Source organism: Anaerostipes sp. AF04-45 (assembly GCF_003461725.1).
Lineage (GTDB): Bacteria > Bacillota > Clostridia > Lachnospirales > Lachnospiraceae > Anaerostipes > Anaerostipes caccae.
This window is the reverse complement of the sequence record NZ_QTXQ01000001.1, coordinates 420354-437684: the sequence shown is the minus strand read 5'-3', so window position 1 is coordinate 437684 and position 17331 is coordinate 420354. Positions and strand designations below refer to the sequence as shown.

The 17331-nt window shown below is 41.3% G+C and carries 21 protein-coding genes; 18 read left to right on the top strand and 3 right to left on the bottom strand.

Translation table 11 applies throughout. The features are described 5' to 3' along the window. Nucleotides 1–266 precede the first annotated feature (266 nt). Entirely contained in the window at nucleotides 267–773 is a 507-nt protein-coding gene (locus DWV34_RS02280; protein WP_118475192.1) for a sigma-70 family RNA polymerase sigma factor, read from the bottom strand. Nucleotides 774–1113: 340 nt separating this feature from the next. Here DWV34_RS02280 and DWV34_RS02275 point away from each other — a divergent pair, with 340 nt between their 5' ends. The 5 genes from DWV34_RS02275 (at nucleotide 1114) to DWV34_RS17515 (ending at nucleotide 7084) form a co-directional block, all read left to right on the top strand. Next, nucleotides 1114–2004, top strand: a complete 891-nt coding sequence (locus tag DWV34_RS02275; RefSeq protein ID WP_147342247.1) for a hypothetical protein — start codon at nucleotides 1114–1116, stop codon at nucleotides 2002–2004. Next, on the top strand, nucleotides 1997–2647 hold the full coding sequence (locus DWV34_RS02270) for a hypothetical protein (protein ID WP_118475188.1): 651 nt from the start codon (nucleotides 1997–1999) through the stop codon (nucleotides 2645–2647). The genes DWV34_RS02275 and DWV34_RS02270 overlap by 8 nt, the downstream gene beginning before the upstream one ends. Before the next feature lie 13 nt (nucleotides 2648–2660). Beyond that, the gene (locus DWV34_RS02265; RefSeq protein ID WP_118475186.1) at nucleotides 2661–2885 is read left to right on the top strand and encodes a helix-turn-helix domain-containing protein; all 225 of its coding nucleotides are present in this window, start codon (nucleotides 2661–2663) and stop codon (nucleotides 2883–2885) included. Next, nucleotides 2855–5209, top strand: coding sequence for an AAA family ATPase (locus tag DWV34_RS02260; RefSeq protein WP_118475183.1), 2355 nt, complete (start codon nucleotides 2855–2857; stop codon nucleotides 5207–5209). Before DWV34_RS02265 ends, DWV34_RS02260 begins: the two co-directional genes overlap by 31 nt. A gap of 63 nt (nucleotides 5210–5272) precedes the next feature. Continuing rightward, the gene (locus DWV34_RS17515) at nucleotides 5273–7084 is read left to right on the top strand and encodes an N-6 DNA methylase (RefSeq protein WP_118475181.1); all 1812 of its coding nucleotides are present in this window, start codon (nucleotides 5273–5275) and stop codon (nucleotides 7082–7084) included. A gap of 56 nt (nucleotides 7085–7140) precedes the next feature. Here the strand turns inward: DWV34_RS17515 and DWV34_RS02250 are convergent, their stop codons facing one another. Continuing rightward, entirely contained in the window at nucleotides 7141–7779 is a 639-nt protein-coding gene (locus tag DWV34_RS02250; RefSeq protein WP_118475179.1) for a Crp/Fnr family transcriptional regulator, read from the bottom strand. Between the two features lie 108 nt (nucleotides 7780–7887). Here DWV34_RS02250 and DWV34_RS02245 point away from each other — a divergent pair, with 108 nt between their 5' ends. From DWV34_RS02245 to DWV34_RS17955, 13 genes are all read left to right on the top strand, one after another. Further along, on the top strand, nucleotides 7888–8202 hold the full coding sequence (locus tag DWV34_RS02245) for a cupin domain-containing protein (protein WP_118475177.1): 315 nt from the start codon (nucleotides 7888–7890) through the stop codon (nucleotides 8200–8202). A gap of 20 nt (nucleotides 8203–8222) precedes the next feature. Then, nucleotides 8223–8705, top strand: coding sequence for a permease (locus tag DWV34_RS02240; RefSeq protein WP_118475175.1), 483 nt, complete (start codon nucleotides 8223–8225; stop codon nucleotides 8703–8705). Then, the gene (locus DWV34_RS02235) at nucleotides 8705–9421 is read left to right on the top strand and encodes a permease (protein ID WP_238483818.1); all 717 of its coding nucleotides are present in this window, start codon (nucleotides 8705–8707) and stop codon (nucleotides 9419–9421) included. The genes DWV34_RS02240 and DWV34_RS02235 overlap by 1 nt, the downstream gene beginning before the upstream one ends. Nucleotides 9422–9673: 252 nt before the next feature. Then, a complete protein-coding gene (locus DWV34_RS02230; RefSeq protein ID WP_118475171.1) occupies nucleotides 9674–9946 on the top strand; it encodes a DUF5320 domain-containing protein in 273 nt (90 codons plus the stop codon). A 63-nt stretch (nucleotides 9947–10009) separates the two neighbouring features. Next, on the top strand, nucleotides 10010–10387 hold the full coding sequence (locus tag DWV34_RS02225; protein WP_118475169.1) for a DUF134 domain-containing protein: 378 nt from the start codon (nucleotides 10010–10012) through the stop codon (nucleotides 10385–10387). Then, nucleotides 10387–10788: an iron-sulfur cluster assembly scaffold protein gene (locus tag DWV34_RS02220; RefSeq protein ID WP_330416949.1), complete on the top strand. Its 402-nt coding sequence runs from the start codon at nucleotides 10387–10389 to the stop codon at nucleotides 10786–10788. The genes DWV34_RS02225 and DWV34_RS02220 overlap by 1 nt, the downstream gene beginning before the upstream one ends. Next, nucleotides 10763–11131: a NifB/NifX family molybdenum-iron cluster-binding protein gene (locus tag DWV34_RS02215; RefSeq protein WP_118475165.1), complete on the top strand. Its 369-nt coding sequence runs from the start codon at nucleotides 10763–10765 to the stop codon at nucleotides 11129–11131. The genes DWV34_RS02220 and DWV34_RS02215 overlap by 26 nt, the downstream gene beginning before the upstream one ends. Before the next feature lies 1 nt (nucleotide 11132). Next, nucleotides 11133–11993, top strand: a complete 861-nt coding sequence (locus DWV34_RS02210; RefSeq protein WP_118475163.1) for a nucleotide-binding protein — start codon at nucleotides 11133–11135, stop codon at nucleotides 11991–11993. Next, the gene (locus DWV34_RS02205) at nucleotides 11971–12855 is read left to right on the top strand and encodes an ATP-binding protein (protein WP_118475161.1); all 885 of its coding nucleotides are present in this window, start codon (nucleotides 11971–11973) and stop codon (nucleotides 12853–12855) included. Before DWV34_RS02210 ends, DWV34_RS02205 begins: the two co-directional genes overlap by 23 nt. Continuing rightward, nucleotides 12852–13673 (top strand): MBL fold metallo-hydrolase, encoded by an 822-nt coding sequence (locus DWV34_RS02200; RefSeq protein ID WP_118475159.1) that lies wholly within the window; start codon nucleotides 12852–12854, stop codon nucleotides 13671–13673. Before DWV34_RS02205 ends, DWV34_RS02200 begins: the two co-directional genes overlap by 4 nt. A gap of 37 nt (nucleotides 13674–13710) precedes the next feature. Continuing rightward, nucleotides 13711–14436, top strand: coding sequence for a ZIP family metal transporter (locus DWV34_RS02195; RefSeq protein ID WP_199485871.1), 726 nt, complete (start codon nucleotides 13711–13713; stop codon nucleotides 14434–14436). Nucleotides 14437–14491: 55 nt separating this feature from the next. Continuing rightward, nucleotides 14492–15340, top strand: coding sequence for an Mrp/NBP35 family ATP-binding protein (locus DWV34_RS02190; protein WP_118475155.1), 849 nt, complete (start codon nucleotides 14492–14494; stop codon nucleotides 15338–15340). Continuing rightward, entirely contained in the window at nucleotides 15337–16161 is an 825-nt protein-coding gene (locus DWV34_RS17955; RefSeq protein ID WP_330416943.1) for a C-GCAxxG-C-C family (seleno)protein, read from the top strand. Before DWV34_RS02190 ends, DWV34_RS17955 begins: the two co-directional genes overlap by 4 nt. 96 nt (nucleotides 16162–16257) lie before the next feature. Here the strand turns inward: DWV34_RS17955 and lgt are convergent, their stop codons facing one another. Next, the gene (gene lgt, locus DWV34_RS02175) at nucleotides 16258–17064 is read right to left on the bottom strand and encodes a prolipoprotein diacylglyceryl transferase (RefSeq protein WP_118475153.1); all 807 of its coding nucleotides are present in this window, start codon (nucleotides 17062–17064) and stop codon (nucleotides 16258–16260) included. Between the last annotated feature and the right edge of the window lie 267 nt (nucleotides 17065–17331).

Genomic DNA, 17331 nt, shown 5'->3' with positions numbered 1-17331 from the left:
GGCAAGTACCCGGAGGTTCCTTGCCAGTCTGGCGGATACGTGACTGATGGAATTCAGGAGTTTGATCTCCTCGTTCACGTTGCCGCCGGTGTCTGCATAATTGCGGTACATCATGTTCACCTCGCTTTCTGAAGGCTGTGTTCTCTTGCCTTCATCTTCCACTGGAGATGAACTGCCGATTTGAGCGGAGGATTTTATAAAAAAATTCCGACCATCATCCCAAGGTGGGACAATGGCCGGAAATGGTGTGGTTCGTGGTTTTGGTATTACTTGTCGCCGGTAATCCTGCGCAGGTCAGTGCGATACTTCTTCATCTGATCCGCGAAGGTCTTCTGCGGGCGACCGAGCTCTCTGGCGATTGCCCGATCGAAGATGCCCTCCGGATGATCCTTCCAAAGCTGAATGATGGTATCGGCCTCCGGATCAAGCTCACGCAGTCTGGCAAAGAGCTGCTCTAAGAGCATGCGGTCGGCGATAACCTCGTCCATCGGCTTACTGCGGTCGGGAATATAGTCACCGAGGGTGCCGTTGCCATCAGGGAGAGGCTGATCCAGAGAAGTGACGTCACCTGCCGCGTGATATTCGCAGCCGATACAGTCGCCGTCGCATTTCCAGATGAAGCGGTAGGGACACATGCACCTGCCGTGATTCTGCTCCTTGTGGCGGATGCGGTCAGCTTCCTTATAGAAGGCGTCGTGCTGCGCCTTGGTGACCGGTACCTTTTCGCCGGTGCTGCGAACGTAGATGAAATAGGTCTTTTCTTCTGTTGTCATAAGATTTCCTCCTGTGATTTGCTTTTTAGTGAGCAATCACAGTGGGGAAATTCATGGCCTGTTCATTGGAAATACATCTGGATATCTTGAATTTCACATGTATTTCTGATATAATAGGAATTGATGGGAATAAATCGGAAACACCACGAACCACTGTACCCGTATATCCAGCCTCTTCCCGGACGCCATATTGCCCTTGTGACTACTCACAAGAGCTATCCAATCGTTCGGTAGGTCGGCTACTATAGTTCGTAAGGTTCTTAGGGTTCGACTTTGAAAATTGGAGAGAAAATCAATGACAAAAGGTGACAATCCACGGTTATGTGGCGGCACCTTCTTTGTGCTTGTGTTGCAGGCGCTAAAACAACGCGTTAAGGCAAGACAGCACTATAAAGGCGAGAGGGATGGCCTCTCTGATCCGGAAGTTCTGATTGGGCTGATTAAGGTAATCAATCCCGACTATCAAGAACCGAAGGAAGGTGCGCTGAAAGGAAAAACAAACGACTTCAAATCCTGCAAGACCTCGACCGGTCAGTATTTGCCATTTGGCGAGACACTGGAGATCGAGGCGTTTGATGAGCGCATCCGGAATGAGTATCAGGATGCACTGGGTGCGATGACGGAGTTCGTTGCGCTGTTCCTTGAAATCGGAACAAAGGTAAAGAAAGACGAAAGACTCGTGAAGGCGCTGATCGACCTGATTGAGCAGGACGACAGCATCAAGCCGGATGAGGGATTTTATATTGAAGAAACCGGTCAGAAAATAAAAAAGACCGCACTTGGCGGACTCGACGATGTCTGTCTCCCTGCATTCCTGCTGGGTGTATGGCACTATGTGGTTGTTTATAGAAAGGACAACAGCGTAGGCCGTGATACCTATGACATGTGGTGCCCGAAAAATGGCAGAGCACCAAGAACATATTCTGGTGGCATGGGTAAGAGTATCACAAAGACAATAAATGTTCGTATGCCGGGAACAGCTCTATCCGAGGATGATGAGATATTCGACTTCGGAGACGAGGATGCAGAACAGCCATCAGATAAAGCAGAGGCAGATTATGATTTCGACTTTGGAGATGAGGATGCAAAAACTGGCACGCCTCCTCCCATTCAGCAGATCATAAATAATCCGCTGTTTATTTCGCAGACCGGAGACAACAGTAATGTCATCACGAATTACGGAACGATGAATTTGACACTGGGTAAGCACGGAGGTGGCTCTAATGAGTAATGAAATAAGAGTAATATCCGCTGCGAATCTTCCGGCAAACGGGAAGCCGCAATATTCCCAGAGTGGAAACGATGCTGTGATGATCCCGAACTACGGCACCATCAATATGCAGATTACGCAGCAGACTGTGTCAATGCCGTATTTCGGAGGAAATATCTATCTCCCGCCAAAGGTGGATCGGGAGTATTACAACATTTTCGTGCTTGCTGGTGAGGAATTCGACAGGCCATACATTAAGATTCCGCGTGACCGAGCCTTGAATCAATGCATGACACAGGAAACTATAGATAAGTTTGCTCCGATGACTGAGGAGAATCGCGATCAAATTAAAACCATGCCATCGCTATTTATGGCTGAGAACAATCAGTATGGCAAAGCAGATGAGAGCCAGAATGTGATCTACGGGTTTGTGCCCGATATAAAGGTCTACGACAATTACGTGAAAGTCTACTATTGCGGATACAAACTCGATGTTCCGCAGTGGAGACTGAACGAGTTGTTAGAGGAGCTTCAACTTGTAGGCAATGATAAATTCAACGAACTGAACCGGACTCACTGGTCAATCAAGCGCTGCGACCTGATTCAGGAGCTGCTTGAAGGCGGAGTCCAAATTCCCGTATTTACCATTGGGGACTCACATTGATGGAGGAGAGTACATGAGCAACGAAAACGAGAATATTACATCTGAAACAATACAAGAAGCAACACCAGAAAAATGGGTAAACCTTGAGGATATAGCTGAACACCTCAGCGTTAGTACGGATACCGTCAGGAATTGGATAAAAGACGGAAAACTGCCATTCTACAGAGCTGGGAAACGTTATAAGTTCAAAATATCCGAAGTGGATGAATGGTTACGTGGTGGAAAAATCACGGATTAAATGTCGCACGCAAAAATGTGGCAGAAGGGAGAATGCCTATGCAGGACAAGATGAAGTCCCTCATAACAAATATAAAATTGGACGCTGCCACTTTTCACGGTGAGACGGTAGACCCTACATATATCAATTTCTTTTTTGGAAAGAACGGTGCGGGTAAGAGCACAGTTGCTTATGCCTTTGAGCACCCGGAGTGCCTTGAATGGCAGAATGGTGTAAATCCTGCCGACTACACGATTCTTATTTATAATCAAGAGTTTATTGACCGTAATCTGGCTAACTATGGCGACCTCAAGGGTGTGTTCACGCTCAGCGAAGAAAATGCCGAAACAAGGAAACAGATCGACGATAAGACCGAGGAAAGAAAAGGTGTCGTTGCTGACGGTAAACAGGCTGCTGAGGATCGTGATAAGAAGAGCAGTGAGCTCAAGCCGTTACGCGATACGTTTGAAACCACTTGTTGGGATGAAACCGAGGATATCAGAAAGAGCTTCGATCAGACGCAGGGTGGTAAGAAAAAGAAGCTCCAGTTTGCAGACGAGGTTTTATCCGGGAAGCATTCAGCTGTCGAACACAAAAAGGAAGATATCCAGAAACTATACGATATCGCCTATGATCCAAAGGCACGGAGGTACCCATTGTTCAAAATCTCTGGCGAGTTGGAAGGTGAATATGATCTTTCCGGTGCAAGCTATCTTGGCGAAGAAGTGACGAGCAGGAGTGAGACACAGTTTGCTCAGTTCATGAAAGCGCTCAATGCGACCGAATGGGTGAAGCAAGGTCATGCTGATTATGTGGTCGGTCACGAAGAAGGTAAATGCCCGTTCTGTCAGAGAAAGTTACCGGATACCTTCGAGGAAGACATCGCAGAGGCTTTCGATGAAGGTTACCAGAAGGCGCTTGATGCACTTGAAACCTTCGAGGCAGAGTACAAAAGGAAAATGGAGGCTTTACTTGAGCTACTAAAGAATAACCTAAACGACGTTTTCCCGAAGGCAAAGACTGCAGAATATGAGAAGCTGGTGGCACAGCTTGAGACAGTCATTACAGAGAATGAGCAGCTGATAGCAAAGAAACGGACTACACCGGGTGAGGCCGTGGCGCTCAAAGATACAGATACCATTCTCTCTGATATTGATACAGTCGTAGCGGGTATCAATGAACTGATTCAGGAGAATAACGACATCGTAGCTACCAAGCCGGACAAGCAGCTTGAATGCTTCAATATGGTATGGGAGAAAATCGCATTTATCCTGAAGGATAAAGTGGCGGCCTATACAAAGAGCAAGAGCGATATTGAGGCTGAGGCTAAGAGACTGGACGGAGAGGTCAAAAAGCTGCAGGAGAAATATAAAGCTCTGTCGGCTGAAATTAATAAACTCAATGCCAGCGTGATCAACACGGCGACTACGGTGGAAAGCATCAATGCCCATCTGAAGGATTCTGGATTTGAAGGATTCCGGCTCCGCGAAAAGGAAGGCGTCAAAGGTACTTACGAGGTCATCAGGGAGGATGGCAAGGTTGCGGAAAAGCTCAGCGAGGGTGAGCGTAACTTCATTGCTTTCCTGTACTTCTACCACTTGGTGCGCGGCAGCCAGACCGAGACGGACTCCGGCAAGGATAAGATCGTGGTCATAGATGATCCTGTTTCCAGTATGGACTCCAGTGCGCTCTTTATCGTCAGTGCACTGGTGCGTGAAATGTTGGGCGTATGCAGCAATAACGTCCGACTGGAAGACCACGAATATAAAGGAAAGTATATTCAGCAGATATTTATCCTGACGCACAATGCCTTCTTCCACAGAGAGATCACATACAATCGGGTTAGCCATTACCGGTACGTGTCGTTCTTTAAGGTAAACAAGAAGAACAACATCTCGACTGTGGAGAAATGTGTAATCGAGGCCACAAAAGTCTCTGAGAAGGATAGGAACTTCAATCCGGTTCAGAATTCTTATGCGGCACTCTGGCGAGAATATGAAAAGCTGGATGCACCGATTCCGCTCATGAACGTGATCCGGAGAATCCTTGAATACTACTTTTTACAATTGTGTGGCTTTGAAAGCACTGTTCTTAGCACTACAGTGCTTGAAGCGATAAAGAAGCAGATCATGGATGAAGCTGCCGGTGGCGTTCCAGATTATACAAAATACCATCTGGCACAAGCTATGCTGTCTTACATCAATAGGTCGGATGCTTTCAACGATGGACTCCACTTTGTAGATGAGAGCATCGATTGTGACCAGTACAGAAGCGTTTTTTATTCCATCTTCGAGGTGATGAATCAGGGACAGCACTTTAAGCACATGATGGAGGAATTGGAATAAGTCCTGATTATTGTACCGATGGCTTGGTAGAATAATGAAAAAAAGAAAAGTGAGGTAAACACAATGGCTGAAAAGAATACTGCCAATATCGGCTTTGAAAAACAAATCTGGGATGCGGCCTGCGTTTTGTGGGGACATATTCCGGCATCCGAATATAGAAACGTAATAATTGGGCTGATTTTCCTGAAGTATATCTCTACGGCATTTGACAAGAAGTATCAACAGCTTGTAGCCGAAGGAGATGGCTTCGAGAATGATCCGGATGCATATCTTGAGGATAACGTATTCTTCGTGCCGGAGGATGCTCGTTGGGATAAGATTGCGGCAGCAGCACATAAGCCGGAAATCGGAACGGTTATTGATGATGCTATGCGTGCAATCGAAGCCGACAACAAGAAACTCAAGAACGTGCTTCCAAAGAATTATGCCAGTCCAGATCTGGACAAGAGAGTCCTCGGAGATGTCGTTGACCTCTTTACCAACATGGATATGGGAGAGACCGAAGGTAACCGAGACGTTCTCGGTAGAACTTACGAATACTGTATCGCTCAGTTTGCCGAAAAGGAAGGCAAAGGCGGTGGTGAATTCTATACGCCGTCAAGCATCGTAAACACACTGGTTTCAATCCTGAAACCATATTCAAACTGCCGCGTATATGATTGCTGCTGTGGCAGTGGCGGTATGTTTGTACAAAGTGCGAAGTTTATTCAAGCACATTCCGGCAATCGTGGCTCGATTTCAATTTATGGTCAAGAGGCCAATCCGGACACTTGGAAGATGGCCATCATGAATCTTACGATTCGTGGCCTTGATGCAGACCTTGGTGCTTATCATGCCGATACATTTACGAATAATCGCTTTATGGGATACACCAAAGACGAAGATGGACACCTCATCATAGAGCCTGCCGAGGCAGAAATCGTCAAACGAATTTACCGTGAATACCTACAGGGCGCAAGCCTAAAGCAAATCGGAGATGGCTTGATGGATGATGGAATTTTAACAGCCGCCGGAAAGGCAAAGTGGCGTCCTGAATCGGTCAAGAAAATCCTGAAAAACGAAAAATATATTGGTGATGCCCTTTTACAGAAGACATATACCGTGGACGTTCTTACCAAAAAGAGAGTGAAGAATAACGGCATCGTTCCGCAGTATTATGTGGAGAACAGCCATGAACCGATTATTCCCCGTGACCTCTATATGCAGGTGCAGGAAGAGATGCTCAGACGAGCTAACCTTCACAGTGGAGCGAATCGGAAGAAACGAGTTTACAGTAGCAAATACGCACTTTCCAGTATTGTGTATTGTTCAAAATGTGGGGATATTTATCGAAGGATTGCTTGGAACAACCGCGGGAAACATTCCACGGTATGGCGATGCGTAAACCGTGTGGAGCATGGCCCTGACTGCTGCGATGCACCAACTGTACAGGAAGAAGAATTGCAGAACGCTGTGGTAAAGGCAATCAACACGGCGCTTGGTGGCAAGGATGAAATGCTTACTGCCTTGGAAAAAAATATAGCGATGGTGCTTGCTTTGGAAGATGAGACTTCGATGGAAAGCCTTGATGCCAAGCTGGAAGAACTGCAGCAGGAGCTTCTAAAACGAGCAAATGCCAGACAGGATTATGAAGACCTTGCTGATGAGATAGACCTTTTGCGAGAACAAAAGCAGAATGCTATGGCGGAGAATGCAGAACGAGAAGGTTTGAAACAGCGAATTGCTGAAATGCAGCAGTTCCTTGCCGAGCAGAGAGGTACAATACAGGTGTATGACGAGCAGGTAGTACGCAAGCTGATAGAAAAGATTACGGTACATGATGAGAAAGTAACTGTTGCCTTTAAATCTGGGATGGAGATTGATGTGAAAATGTAAATTTTAATTATGGGGAATCCCCCTAGACTTATAAAAGCTAGGGGTGCTTTCTAATGTTAATCATGAATTGTAATATTTCTATTATCGATTTCTATTAACCCTTCATCTTTCATTCGTTTTAATTCACGAAAAAGCGATGGTCTTTGAACACCAAAATGGTCAGCAAGCTGTTTTTTTGAAATAGGTAAAATGATAGTTTTAGATTTCTGAACGGCAGAAAGTGCAACAAGGTAATCCATCAGGTTTTCTCTTAAAGATTTCTGAGTATACATAGCTATTTTTTTATTCATCCATTGGGAGTTTAAGGATAGTGACTTCACAAAGGACATAACAAAACTATATTCTTTTAGCAGCTTGCTAACTGCTATTTTTGAAATATGGAAAAGGGTACATCCAGCTGTACAATAAATATTCATTGGATATCTATTTTGCTCCCCGAATAAGAGATTTGCCCCAATAATACTGCCTTCGCAAAATTTAAATACAATAGTTTCAGAACCGTTAGATGCTAGAGAATAGGCTATTAAATTGCCTGAAAGAACTATATCCATTCCATAACACTCTGAATATTGCTCATGCACAGTTATTCCTTTGTTATAAGAACGCTTAATAATTTGATTGCTTAAAATTAAACTTTCTAATACTTTTTGATCTACATCTTTAAAGTGAGGTAGATTTTTTAAGTCTTCAACCATAAAATCACCTTTTTATTTTTATTATATCAAAAAGAAACTTATGTGTCTATTTAGTTATAAAATATAATGTTAATATGATTACAACGAATAAAAAGGAGGCAATTTATTATGATAGAAAAAGTATTTGAGTTATCTAAGAAAAATGAGAAAGCAGTGGAGAAGGTTGTTTTTGATGAAAACCTACATTATTTGCACATGGTCTTTAATAAGGGTGAGGGGTTGCCTGAACATTTCTCCAACTCTAATGTTTATATGACCGTTATGAAAGGAACTCTGTCTATCGGTCTTGATGAACAAGAAGTTCACGAGTATTCGTATAATACTTTGATAAAGATTCCAGTTAATACAAAAATGAATGTAAAAAATCTTAATGATGATACTCTAGAATTAATTGTTGTAAAATCACCAGCACCAAAGATATAAACAAGATGGAGGAATTATAAATGGATATTTTTACAATCGGCATATGGATTGGAACTTTAATTTTTCTTGGAGTTTCTTTTGCTAAAAATAAGGGAAAGACAAATCAAGCACTTAAAATGGCATTTAATATGGGAAAAGGAATGGCTATAAGTATATTTTCAATCATTTTTGCAATTGGATTAATCCTGACACTACTTCCACCGGCAGATATTGCATCTTTTGTGGAAAAACAGTCAACTGCAATTGCAACAATAGCATCGGCTTTGTTAGGAACAATTACACTAATTCCAGCCTTTATCGCTTTCCCGCTAGTAGGGACACTGGTAGATGCGGGAGTTGGGATAGTTCCTTCCGTGGCATTTTTAACAACTTTAACAATGGTCGGTGTTGTAACCTTCCCTCTTGAGAAAAAGGAATTCGGCGTTAAGTTTACAGCAGTTCGTAACGGACTTAGTTTTCTGTTCGCTATAATTATTGCACATGTAATGGGGGTGATTATATAATGGTCTTAAAAAAAATAAAGGATAATTTGTTCTTTTTTATAATTATTTTGGCATATGCAATTATGACTACCATTAATCCGTCTATGGGGATAGAATCAGTTAAAAACAGTGGCTATTACATTAAGGAAATGCTTATGATTATGCCAGTTATCTTCGTGCTTACTGCGCTTTTAGATATGTGGGTTTCAAAAGAAAAAATAATGAAATTTCTAGGTAAGGACGCCAAAGCCAAAGGTGTTTTTCTAGCTTTTGTAATTGGAAGTATTTCAGCAGGCCCAATATATGCGGCATTTCCAATGTGCGTTATGCTTCACAAAAAAGGTGCATCAATTAGAAACATCATTATTATTTTAAGTTCTTGGGCAGTCATTAAGGTTCCAATGCTTTTAAATGAAGCAAAGTTTCTAGGCCCTAAGTTTATGGTTATTCGTTGGATATTAACTGTTGTGGCAATTATCATTTTTTCGTGGATTGCAGACAAGATAATAAAGGATAAGGATTTGCCAAGCGAGGAAACATCACAAGTAGGATTAATAATTAATAAAGGTGCTTGCATGGGTTGCACTTTGTGTACTAAGAATTATCCAGAACTCTTTGAAATAAAGAGTAAAAAGGCAGTCATTAAGGCACATGATGCAACTACAATAGATAAGGAAAAACTTCAAACTACAATAAATGCTTGTCCTGTTAAAGCTATAGAATATATAGAAGATTAACGATGCTAATTTTGTGTCACAATTAAAATATAACACCCTGTAGGCTATAAGAGTCTATGGGGTGTTTTTTACTAAATCAGTTTACTTTTTAATTGAAATGAGAAACTTAATCAATCAAAAAGTGAAGCTTTGCAATTGAGTTATAGCATATTTTTAAAATAAAATTTAAAGAGTTATTGACATATGCCATTAACAGAGGTATACTAATGATAGTAAATGGCATATGTCATAAACTACAAGGAGGTGAATGGTATGCCTAGAAGAGATGGAACTGGCCCAATGGGTGCTGGAACAATGACTGGACACGGTTTAGGCTTTTGCACAGGGAAAAATGCAGTCAAGCGTGGTGCTGGACTTGGATTAGGTCTTGGATTTGCTTGCAGACGAGGTTTTGGTAGTGGATTTGGGAGAGGTTTAGCAATAAATCAATATGCGACAAAAACACATAAAGACTTCCTTCAAGAACAAAAAGAATTACTGCAAAGCCGAATCGAAGTCATTGATAAACAATTAAAGTACCTGTAACGGGTATTAGAGGTAACTGGAGGACGCTCTGGTTATTTCTGATTAGAAATGGGGTGATAGATTATGCCAAGACCAATGAAATGGAGAAAAGTTTGTTGTCTGCCAGAAAGTAATAAATTTGGCCCTCTTGATTCAGTGTTGGACGATCAAGATCATGTAAACATGACAGTTGATGAATATGAAACAATAAGGCTTATAGATTTGGAGGGTTTTACTCAGGAAGAGTGTGCAAAACAAATGAATATTGCCCGTGCTACCGTTCAGGGAATATATGTAGAAGCCAGAAGAAAGTTAGCTGAATCATTGGTGAATGGTAAAGTGTTAATAATTGAGGGAGGCGAATACCGTCTTTGTGATGGATCGGGAAATGGATGTGGCCGAGGCTGTCATAGGCATGGACGTGGCAGATTCTTTACAGATAATGAGAATCGAGGTGACTAATTATATATTCCGAAAAAGTAATTGAACATTTTATGTGCCCTCAAAATGCTCATAGCATGCCAGATGCTGACGCTGAAGGAAGTTTTGGAGACCCTTCGTGCGGAGATTATCTTACCGTTTATATAAAGGTGAAAGACAATCATATAGATGACATAAGTTATCTTGTGTTTGGCTGCAGTGCATCAATTGCAACGTCCAGTATGACATCGGTGATGGCAAAAGGAAAAGGCCTGGATGAAGCATTAAGAATTACAGAAGAGGATATAATCGAAGCTCTAGATGGGCTTCCTGAGAACAAGGTTCATTGCTCTAATTTAGGCGTTAGCGCATTACGAAATGCGATCAATAATTATATTAATAGAATGGAGGATTCTCATGAAAATAGCAATTCCGGTAGATGAAAAAAGTTTGGAGTCGAATGTATGTGTATCCTTTGGGCGTGCTCCCTATTTTCTAATTTATGATACTGAAACTAAAGAGAGTATATTTCTTGATAATGGTGCAGCAGCAAGTACAGGCGGAGCAGGAATTAAGGCAGCACAAACAATAGTGGATAATAAAGTGAACGCTTTACTTACTCCCCGATGTGGCGAAAATGCAGCTAATGTGCTCAAATCCGCTGATATTAAAATATATAAAACAGCGGGTATTTCCGCTAAAAAAAATATTGATGACTTCATCAGTGGAAAGCTATCCTTACTCGATGAAATTCATCCTGGTTTTCATGGCCATGGAGGGAACTAAAATGAGGATAGCTGTGCTAAGTGGCAAGGGCGGCACAGGAAAAACACTGGTGTCGGTTAATTTAGCTGCGGCTGCAAAAATATCAACGTATATTGACTGTGATGTTGAAGAACCAAATGGCCACCTTTTTTTTAAGCCCGAAAATATTCAGGAAGAAGAAGTACATGTACGAATTCCAAAGGTGGATGGCAAGCTATGCAATGGATGTCGAAAGTGTGTTGACTTTTGCAAGTTTAATGCCCTTGCCTATATAAAAGATAAACTGATTATATTTGAAGATGTATGTCACTCTTGTGGAGGTTGTATCTTGCTTTGCCCTGAGAAAGCGTTAACAGAGAAAGAAAAGGTTATTGGCAAGATCCAAAAAGGAGCTTCGGACCAGGTAACAGTATATACAGGAATATTGAACACCGGTGAACCTTCGGGTATACCAATTATAAAAAAGTTGCTTAATGAGAACAAACCTGAAAGGAACAAGACGATATTTATCGACTGCCCTCCCGGAAGTGCCTGTATAGTCATGGAAAGCATTAAGGATGCAGACTACTGTATATTAGTAGCTGAGCCTACATTGTTCGGCGTTCATAACCTTAACATGGTATATGAACTGGTGAAGTTATTTAACAAGCCGTTCGGAGTTGTTCTTAACAAGTGCCTTGATGGTGAAAATCCATCAGAGCAATTCTGCATAGAAAAGAACATAAAAATTATAGGTCGAATTCCATTTGACAGTGCACTCGGTATGCTAAATTCAAATGCAGAAATCGCTGTAAGGAAAAGTGAAAGATACCGGACGATTTTTTCTTTTTTGCTGGAGACTGTGAAAAAGGAGGTGCATCATGAAACAACTTCTAATTCTTAGCGGTAAAGGCGGTACTGGTAAAACTACAATAGCCAGTGCTTTTATCAAGCTTTCAAAGGCTAAGGCTTATGCAGACTGTGATGTAGATGCACCTAACCTGCATCTTATAACAAAGCAAAACTCCCTGCCAAAGAAAACAGACTATTATGGTTTGCCGAAAGCCGAGATAGATATCGAGCTGTGCATAGAGTGCGGACAATGCATGCAAAACTGCCGATTTGAAGCTATATCAGCAGACGGGAAATACAAGGTAGATCCTTTTGCCTGTGAAGGTTGCGGGGTTTGCGAGCTTGTTTGCCCTGTTGAAGCTGTGACTTTAAAACCTGCTGTAGCTGGTGAACTGCTGTTATATACAGATGGAGAAAAAGTATTTTCTACAGCGCAGCTAAAAATGGGCAGCGGAACCTCCGGAATGTTGGTTACCGAGGTAAAGAAGCAAATGAAGTCAGCAGCCGCTGATGTGGAGTTTGCCATTATTGACGGATCTCCCGGTATAGGCTGCCCGGTTATAGCGTCTTTGAGCGGTGTTGATATGGTGTTAATTGTGGCCGAGCCATCCATATCCGGAATTAGTGACATGGAGCGGATTATAAATACAGCTGCGAAATTTGGCGTAAAGACGGCGGTATGTATCAATAAGTTTGACACAAATATGCAAAACACAGAAAAGATAGAAAACTTCTGTAAAGGTCAGGGAATTAGCCTTTTGGGTAGAATACCCTTTGATTTGGACGCGGTAAAAGCAATTAATAATGGGCAGACAATTGTTGATATAGACTGTGCCTCAGGTGCAGCAGTGAAAGCAATTTATAGCAAGACAATGGAACTGCTGTTTGAAGAAGGTGGTGGGCTGAGGTCATGATTATCAAAACACTAGTTGAGAATACAGCGCTATCCGAAAACTTCGGCAGCGAACACGGACTTAGCCTTTATATAGAAGCAAATAGTCACAAAATTCTTTTTGATGTTGGCGCTAGTGAGTTATTTCTTGAAAATGCAAAGAAGCTGAATGTAGATATCTCTGAGGTTGATTATCTGATTATTTCGCATGGGCATTATGATCATGGTGGCGGGCTAAGAGCTTTTTTGCGTGAAAACACGAAAGCCGAGGTATTCCTACACCGACTAGCATTTGAAAAATACTATGCTTTGCGTTCAAATGATGAACCGGAGTATATTGGCTTGGATGAAGAATTGAAGCAAAACAAGCGAATTGTATTTACATCAGACCGTTTCTTTGTCAGCAAGGGGGTTCAAGTGTTCTCAAATATTACCAGGAAGGAACCTCTACCAAAGTCAAATGACAGTTTGCTTATGAAACATGACGGCAAAATAGTACAGGATACTTTTGCGCATGAACAAAACCTCATTATAGAGGAGGCAGGAAAGACGCTTTTGGTAACAGGCTGCGCCCATAATGGTATTGTAAATATTCTTGAATACTTCCATGACTTAAAAAGACGTATGCCTAACTATGTGATAGGTGGATTTCATCTTTCCAGCCGTTCTGGCGGAAACGAGGCCCATGAAATGATAGATAGAATTGGTAAATACCTGGTGGATACAAAAGCAAAGTTTTACACATGTCATTGCACTGGTCTGGAGCCTTATAAAAGGCTGAAAACTATTATGGGTGATAGCATCGATTATCTGTCAGCAGGCAGTGAAATACACATATGAATTATTTGATAGTGCAAATCAAGGGAGATGAATGCCTGTGAAAGATATTAATACATTTATTTTTATTTCTGCTTTTGCAATGGGAGCAATGATAGTAAACAGTTTGGGAATCTGGACTCTTTATAAAAATCGCGAATGGGCAGAAAAAATTAAAGACTATTGTATGTGTTTTGCTGCGGGAATACTTATCTCTTCCCCGCTGATAATGACTTTACCTCAAGCTATACAAAAAACCTCCTACGCAGGATTTACTGCGCTCGCAGGATTTTTATTTATGTATTTCAGCAATGAGATCATCAAATACAAAACAAAGCAAAAAGAACTGGCCTTTGGCATAACTGCAATTGAAGGTATCTTAATTCATTCACTTATAGATGGCGTTGTATACACAGTTACTTTTAGTATCAGCACAGTAGTTGGAATTCTTACTGGAGTTGGGTTGGTTGTTCATGAGTTCGCCGAAGGCGTTATAACTTTTTCAATGTTACTTAAAGGTGGATATAGCACAAGGAAAGCTGGGATTTATGCTTTTCTTGCAGCAGCATTAACAACTCCTATCGGTGCCTTTATAGCATATCCAATTGTTCAACATCTTAGTAACAATGTTTTAGGACATATGCTTGGATTTGTTGCTGGTGTTTTAATATACGTTTCGGCATCGCATTTATTGCCTGAAGCAAGGGAATATGAGAAAAAGCACTCTACCCTAGCATTTATATTGGGAATTGTTTTCGCACTGCTTATTATGTTTACCGAACACTAAAGTTATTACAGCATAACAACCATGCATGAAAAATATACAGGAAGGAGCTAATATTATGAGCGAAAATTGCAACCAAAGCTGCAGCAGTTGCTCGGAGGACTGCGCAGAAAGAAAAGAGAAGAAAAATGATTTCTCCGTGAAACCACATGAAATGAGCAGCATTAAAAAGGTTATTGGTGTTGTCAGCGGTAAAGGAGGGGTTGGAAAGTCACTGGTAACTTCCATGCTAGCTGTTACCATGAATAGAATGGGTTATCATACCGCTGTTCTGGACGCTGATGTAACCGGGCCTTCTATTCCTAAGGCATTTGGTATCAAGGAAAAAGCCACAGGAAGTGAATTTGGCTTATTCCCAGTTAAAAGTAAGACAGGTATTGATATAATGTCTGTTAATTTGCTTTTAGAGAATGATACCGATCCAGTTGTGTGGAGAGGACCCCTGATCGGAAATATGGTAAAGCAGTTCTGGTCAGATGTTATCTGGAGCGATGTGGATTTTATGTTCATCGATATGCCACCGGGCACCGGCGATGTTCCCCTTACTGTATTTCAATCCATTGCTGTTGATGGGATCATTGTTGTAACCTCGCCTCAGGAGCTTGTATCCATGATTGTATCAAAAGCAGTCAGGATGGCTGAAATGATGAATATTCCTATCGTTGGTTTAGTAGAAAATATGTCCTATTTTAAATGTCCGGATTGCGGTAAGGAACACAAAATTTTCGGCGACAGCCATATTGACGAAATTGCCGAAAAGCATAATTTAAAAGTGCTTGCTAAGCTTCCGGTCAACCCCAAAATTTCTGCCGCCTGTGATAAGGGTATGATAGAACTTTTTGACGGCGATTGGCTTGATCCGGTGGCAAAAGTATTGGAGGAAATCATTGAGGAAGATAATAAATGAGTGCACATTCAGATTTGGCAAGAAAATTGTTTAAAAAAGGCTACAATTGCTCTCAATCTGTTTTTGCTGCTTTTTGTGATGAAACAGGGCTGGACATGGAAACAGCATTAAAAATTGCATCTTCTTTCGGAGGAGGTATGGGTAGGTTGCGGGAAGTATGTGGTGCTGTGACAGGAATGTTTATGGTGGTCGGCATGAAATATGGTTACACAGATCCATCCAGCAAAAATGCGAAAGCAGAACATTATGAGCTAGTTCAAGATTTGGCAAAACAATTTGAAAATGAAAACGGATCAATCATATGCAGGGAACTGTTAGGTATTTCAATTAAGCATGATAAACCTATACCCGAGACCAGAAATGATAATTATTATAAAAAGCGGCCTTGCGCAGAACTTGTTGAGCAAGCTGCAAGGATACTTGATGAATATATTCTAAATAAAGAATGGAGGAGACCAGCTATGATTAAAATTGCTGTAGCAAGTGATAACGGAATGGTGACTGAGCACTTTGGACATTGCGAAGGGTTTATAATTTTTGACACCGAAAACAACAAAATTGTTAAAAGTGAAACCATCGCTAACCCCGGGCATAAACCTGGATTCTTGCCTAATTTTCTTGCCGATCGTGGAGTAAACGTCATCATCAGTGGTGGTATGGGAGGAGGTGCAGTTGACATTTTTAATGAAAGGAACATTGAGGTTATTGTTGGGGCAAGAGGTGATGCCAAAGCAGCAGTAGAAGCATACCTGCAGGGTTCTCTTAAATCTACTGGTTCTGTTTGCCATGAACATGAGCACCACGATGAATGTGGAGAATGAAACAGGACTTTGAATTATAATTTCCTATACTTTGATTATTACACTGTGCAAATAAAAAGACACCGCTTCAGTACAAATACTGACAGCGGTATCTTTTTATTTAATCATATATTTACCCGTATAATCAGTGGTTTTTTTGAAGAGTTTATTGTGGAATACGATTATAATAATTCCGAAAATGATCAGAACCAATGACAGTGCTTGCGATATTCTAAGTCCCGGGACCAGATAAAGACTATCTGAACGCAATCCTTCAATCCAAAAACGACCTAGCCCATATCCGATAAAGTAAGTTGCCAAAAGCTGACCGTTAAACTTTGTCCTTTTGCGGAAATAAACCAGTACAGCAAATACACACAAATTCCACATGCTTTCATAAAAAAATGTAGCTTGATGCCATTCTTCCAACCGTTCTATGAATACAGCATAGGGGAAGAATTGAAGATTTGGGTTTGCAACGAGATTGCCGAAGGCCTCCTGGTTCACAAAATTACCCCATCGACCAATTGCCTGTCCTAGAATTAAGCTTGGTACAACCATATCAACAAGTCGGAAAAATGGGAATTGACTGCGTTTTGAAAAAATAATCGCAGCTATGATTCCACCAATAACTCCTCCATATATAGCAAGACCACCTTCCCAAATAGCAATCATCTTTGTAAAGTTGCCGCTATACTGTTCCCATTCAAATACAACGTAATAAATTCGCGCGCAGATGATTGCGATGGGGAGCGCTAAAAAGAGAAAATCAAAGATTATTTCACTTTTAAGGTTCTGTCTTTTAGCTTCACGACAGGCAATCAAAACACCAAGTAAAACCCCGAATCCAATAATAACGCCATACCATGCAATATTTAAACCATTAATGCCAAATAGGTTTTTTATTAAATATCTATCTATCATAAAATCCGCCTTTCTAATATCAGCGTATAGAGGTAACTTTAATAATAGTATCACGATGAGGTATTTACGTAAACCATTTAAACATGTATATTAGGAAGAAAGGCTTGTTGATATGTTCCTGCGAACGACGATTTTTCAAAAAAGACCGAAAAACCCATTGACATGTTCCCGTAGACGTAAGGTTCAAAAAATCAGTCCAAGACATCAATCCAAGCCGCTCAAGCCATGTGGAGACGGTATGTTTATTATCCAAACTTCATTGAGACC

Excerpts from the sequence above, each read along its gene's own strand:
- DWV34_RS02215 (WP_118475165.1), top strand. The coding sequence starts at position 10,763 with ATGAAAATAGCAATTCCGGTAGATGAAAAAAGTTTGGAGTCGAATGTA.
- DWV34_RS17955 (WP_330416943.1), top strand. The coding sequence starts at position 15,337 with ATGAGTGCACATTCAGATTTGGCAAGAAAATTGTTTAAAAAAGGCTAC.
- DWV34_RS17515 (WP_118475181.1), top strand. The coding sequence starts at position 5,273 with ATGGCTGAAAAGAATACTGCCAATATCGGCTTTGAAAAACAAATCTGG.
- DWV34_RS02235 (WP_238483818.1), top strand. The coding sequence starts at position 8,705 with ATGGTCTTAAAAAAAATAAAGGATAATTTGTTCTTTTTTATAATTATT.
- DWV34_RS02190 (WP_118475155.1), top strand. The coding sequence starts at position 14,492 with ATGAGCGAAAATTGCAACCAAAGCTGCAGCAGTTGCTCGGAGGACTGC.
- DWV34_RS02250 (WP_118475179.1), bottom strand. The coding sequence starts at position 7,779 with ATGGTTGAAGACTTAAAAAATCTACCTCACTTTAAAGATGTAGATCAA.
- DWV34_RS02265 (WP_118475186.1), top strand. The coding sequence starts at position 2,661 with ATGAGCAACGAAAACGAGAATATTACATCTGAAACAATACAAGAAGCA.
- DWV34_RS02270 (WP_118475188.1), top strand. The coding sequence starts at position 1,997 with ATGAGTAATGAAATAAGAGTAATATCCGCTGCGAATCTTCCGGCAAAC.
- DWV34_RS02260 (WP_118475183.1), top strand. The coding sequence starts at position 2,855 with ATGGTTACGTGGTGGAAAAATCACGGATTAAATGTCGCACGCAAAAAT.
- DWV34_RS02240 (WP_118475175.1), top strand. The coding sequence starts at position 8,223 with ATGGATATTTTTACAATCGGCATATGGATTGGAACTTTAATTTTTCTT.
- DWV34_RS02205 (WP_118475161.1), top strand. The coding sequence starts at position 11,971 with ATGAAACAACTTCTAATTCTTAGCGGTAAAGGCGGTACTGGTAAAACT.
- DWV34_RS02280 (WP_118475192.1), bottom strand. The coding sequence starts at position 773 with ATGACAACAGAAGAAAAGACCTATTTCATCTACGTTCGCAGCACCGGC.
- lgt (WP_118475153.1), bottom strand. The coding sequence starts at position 17,064 with ATGATAGATAGATATTTAATAAAAAACCTATTTGGCATTAATGGTTTA.
- DWV34_RS02230 (WP_118475171.1), top strand. The coding sequence starts at position 9,674 with ATGCCTAGAAGAGATGGAACTGGCCCAATGGGTGCTGGAACAATGACT.
- DWV34_RS02210 (WP_118475163.1), top strand. The coding sequence starts at position 11,133 with ATGAGGATAGCTGTGCTAAGTGGCAAGGGCGGCACAGGAAAAACACTG.
- DWV34_RS02200 (WP_118475159.1), top strand. The coding sequence starts at position 12,852 with ATGATTATCAAAACACTAGTTGAGAATACAGCGCTATCCGAAAACTTC.
- DWV34_RS02245 (WP_118475177.1), top strand. The coding sequence starts at position 7,888 with ATGATAGAAAAAGTATTTGAGTTATCTAAGAAAAATGAGAAAGCAGTG.
- DWV34_RS02225 (WP_118475169.1), top strand. The coding sequence starts at position 10,010 with ATGCCAAGACCAATGAAATGGAGAAAAGTTTGTTGTCTGCCAGAAAGT.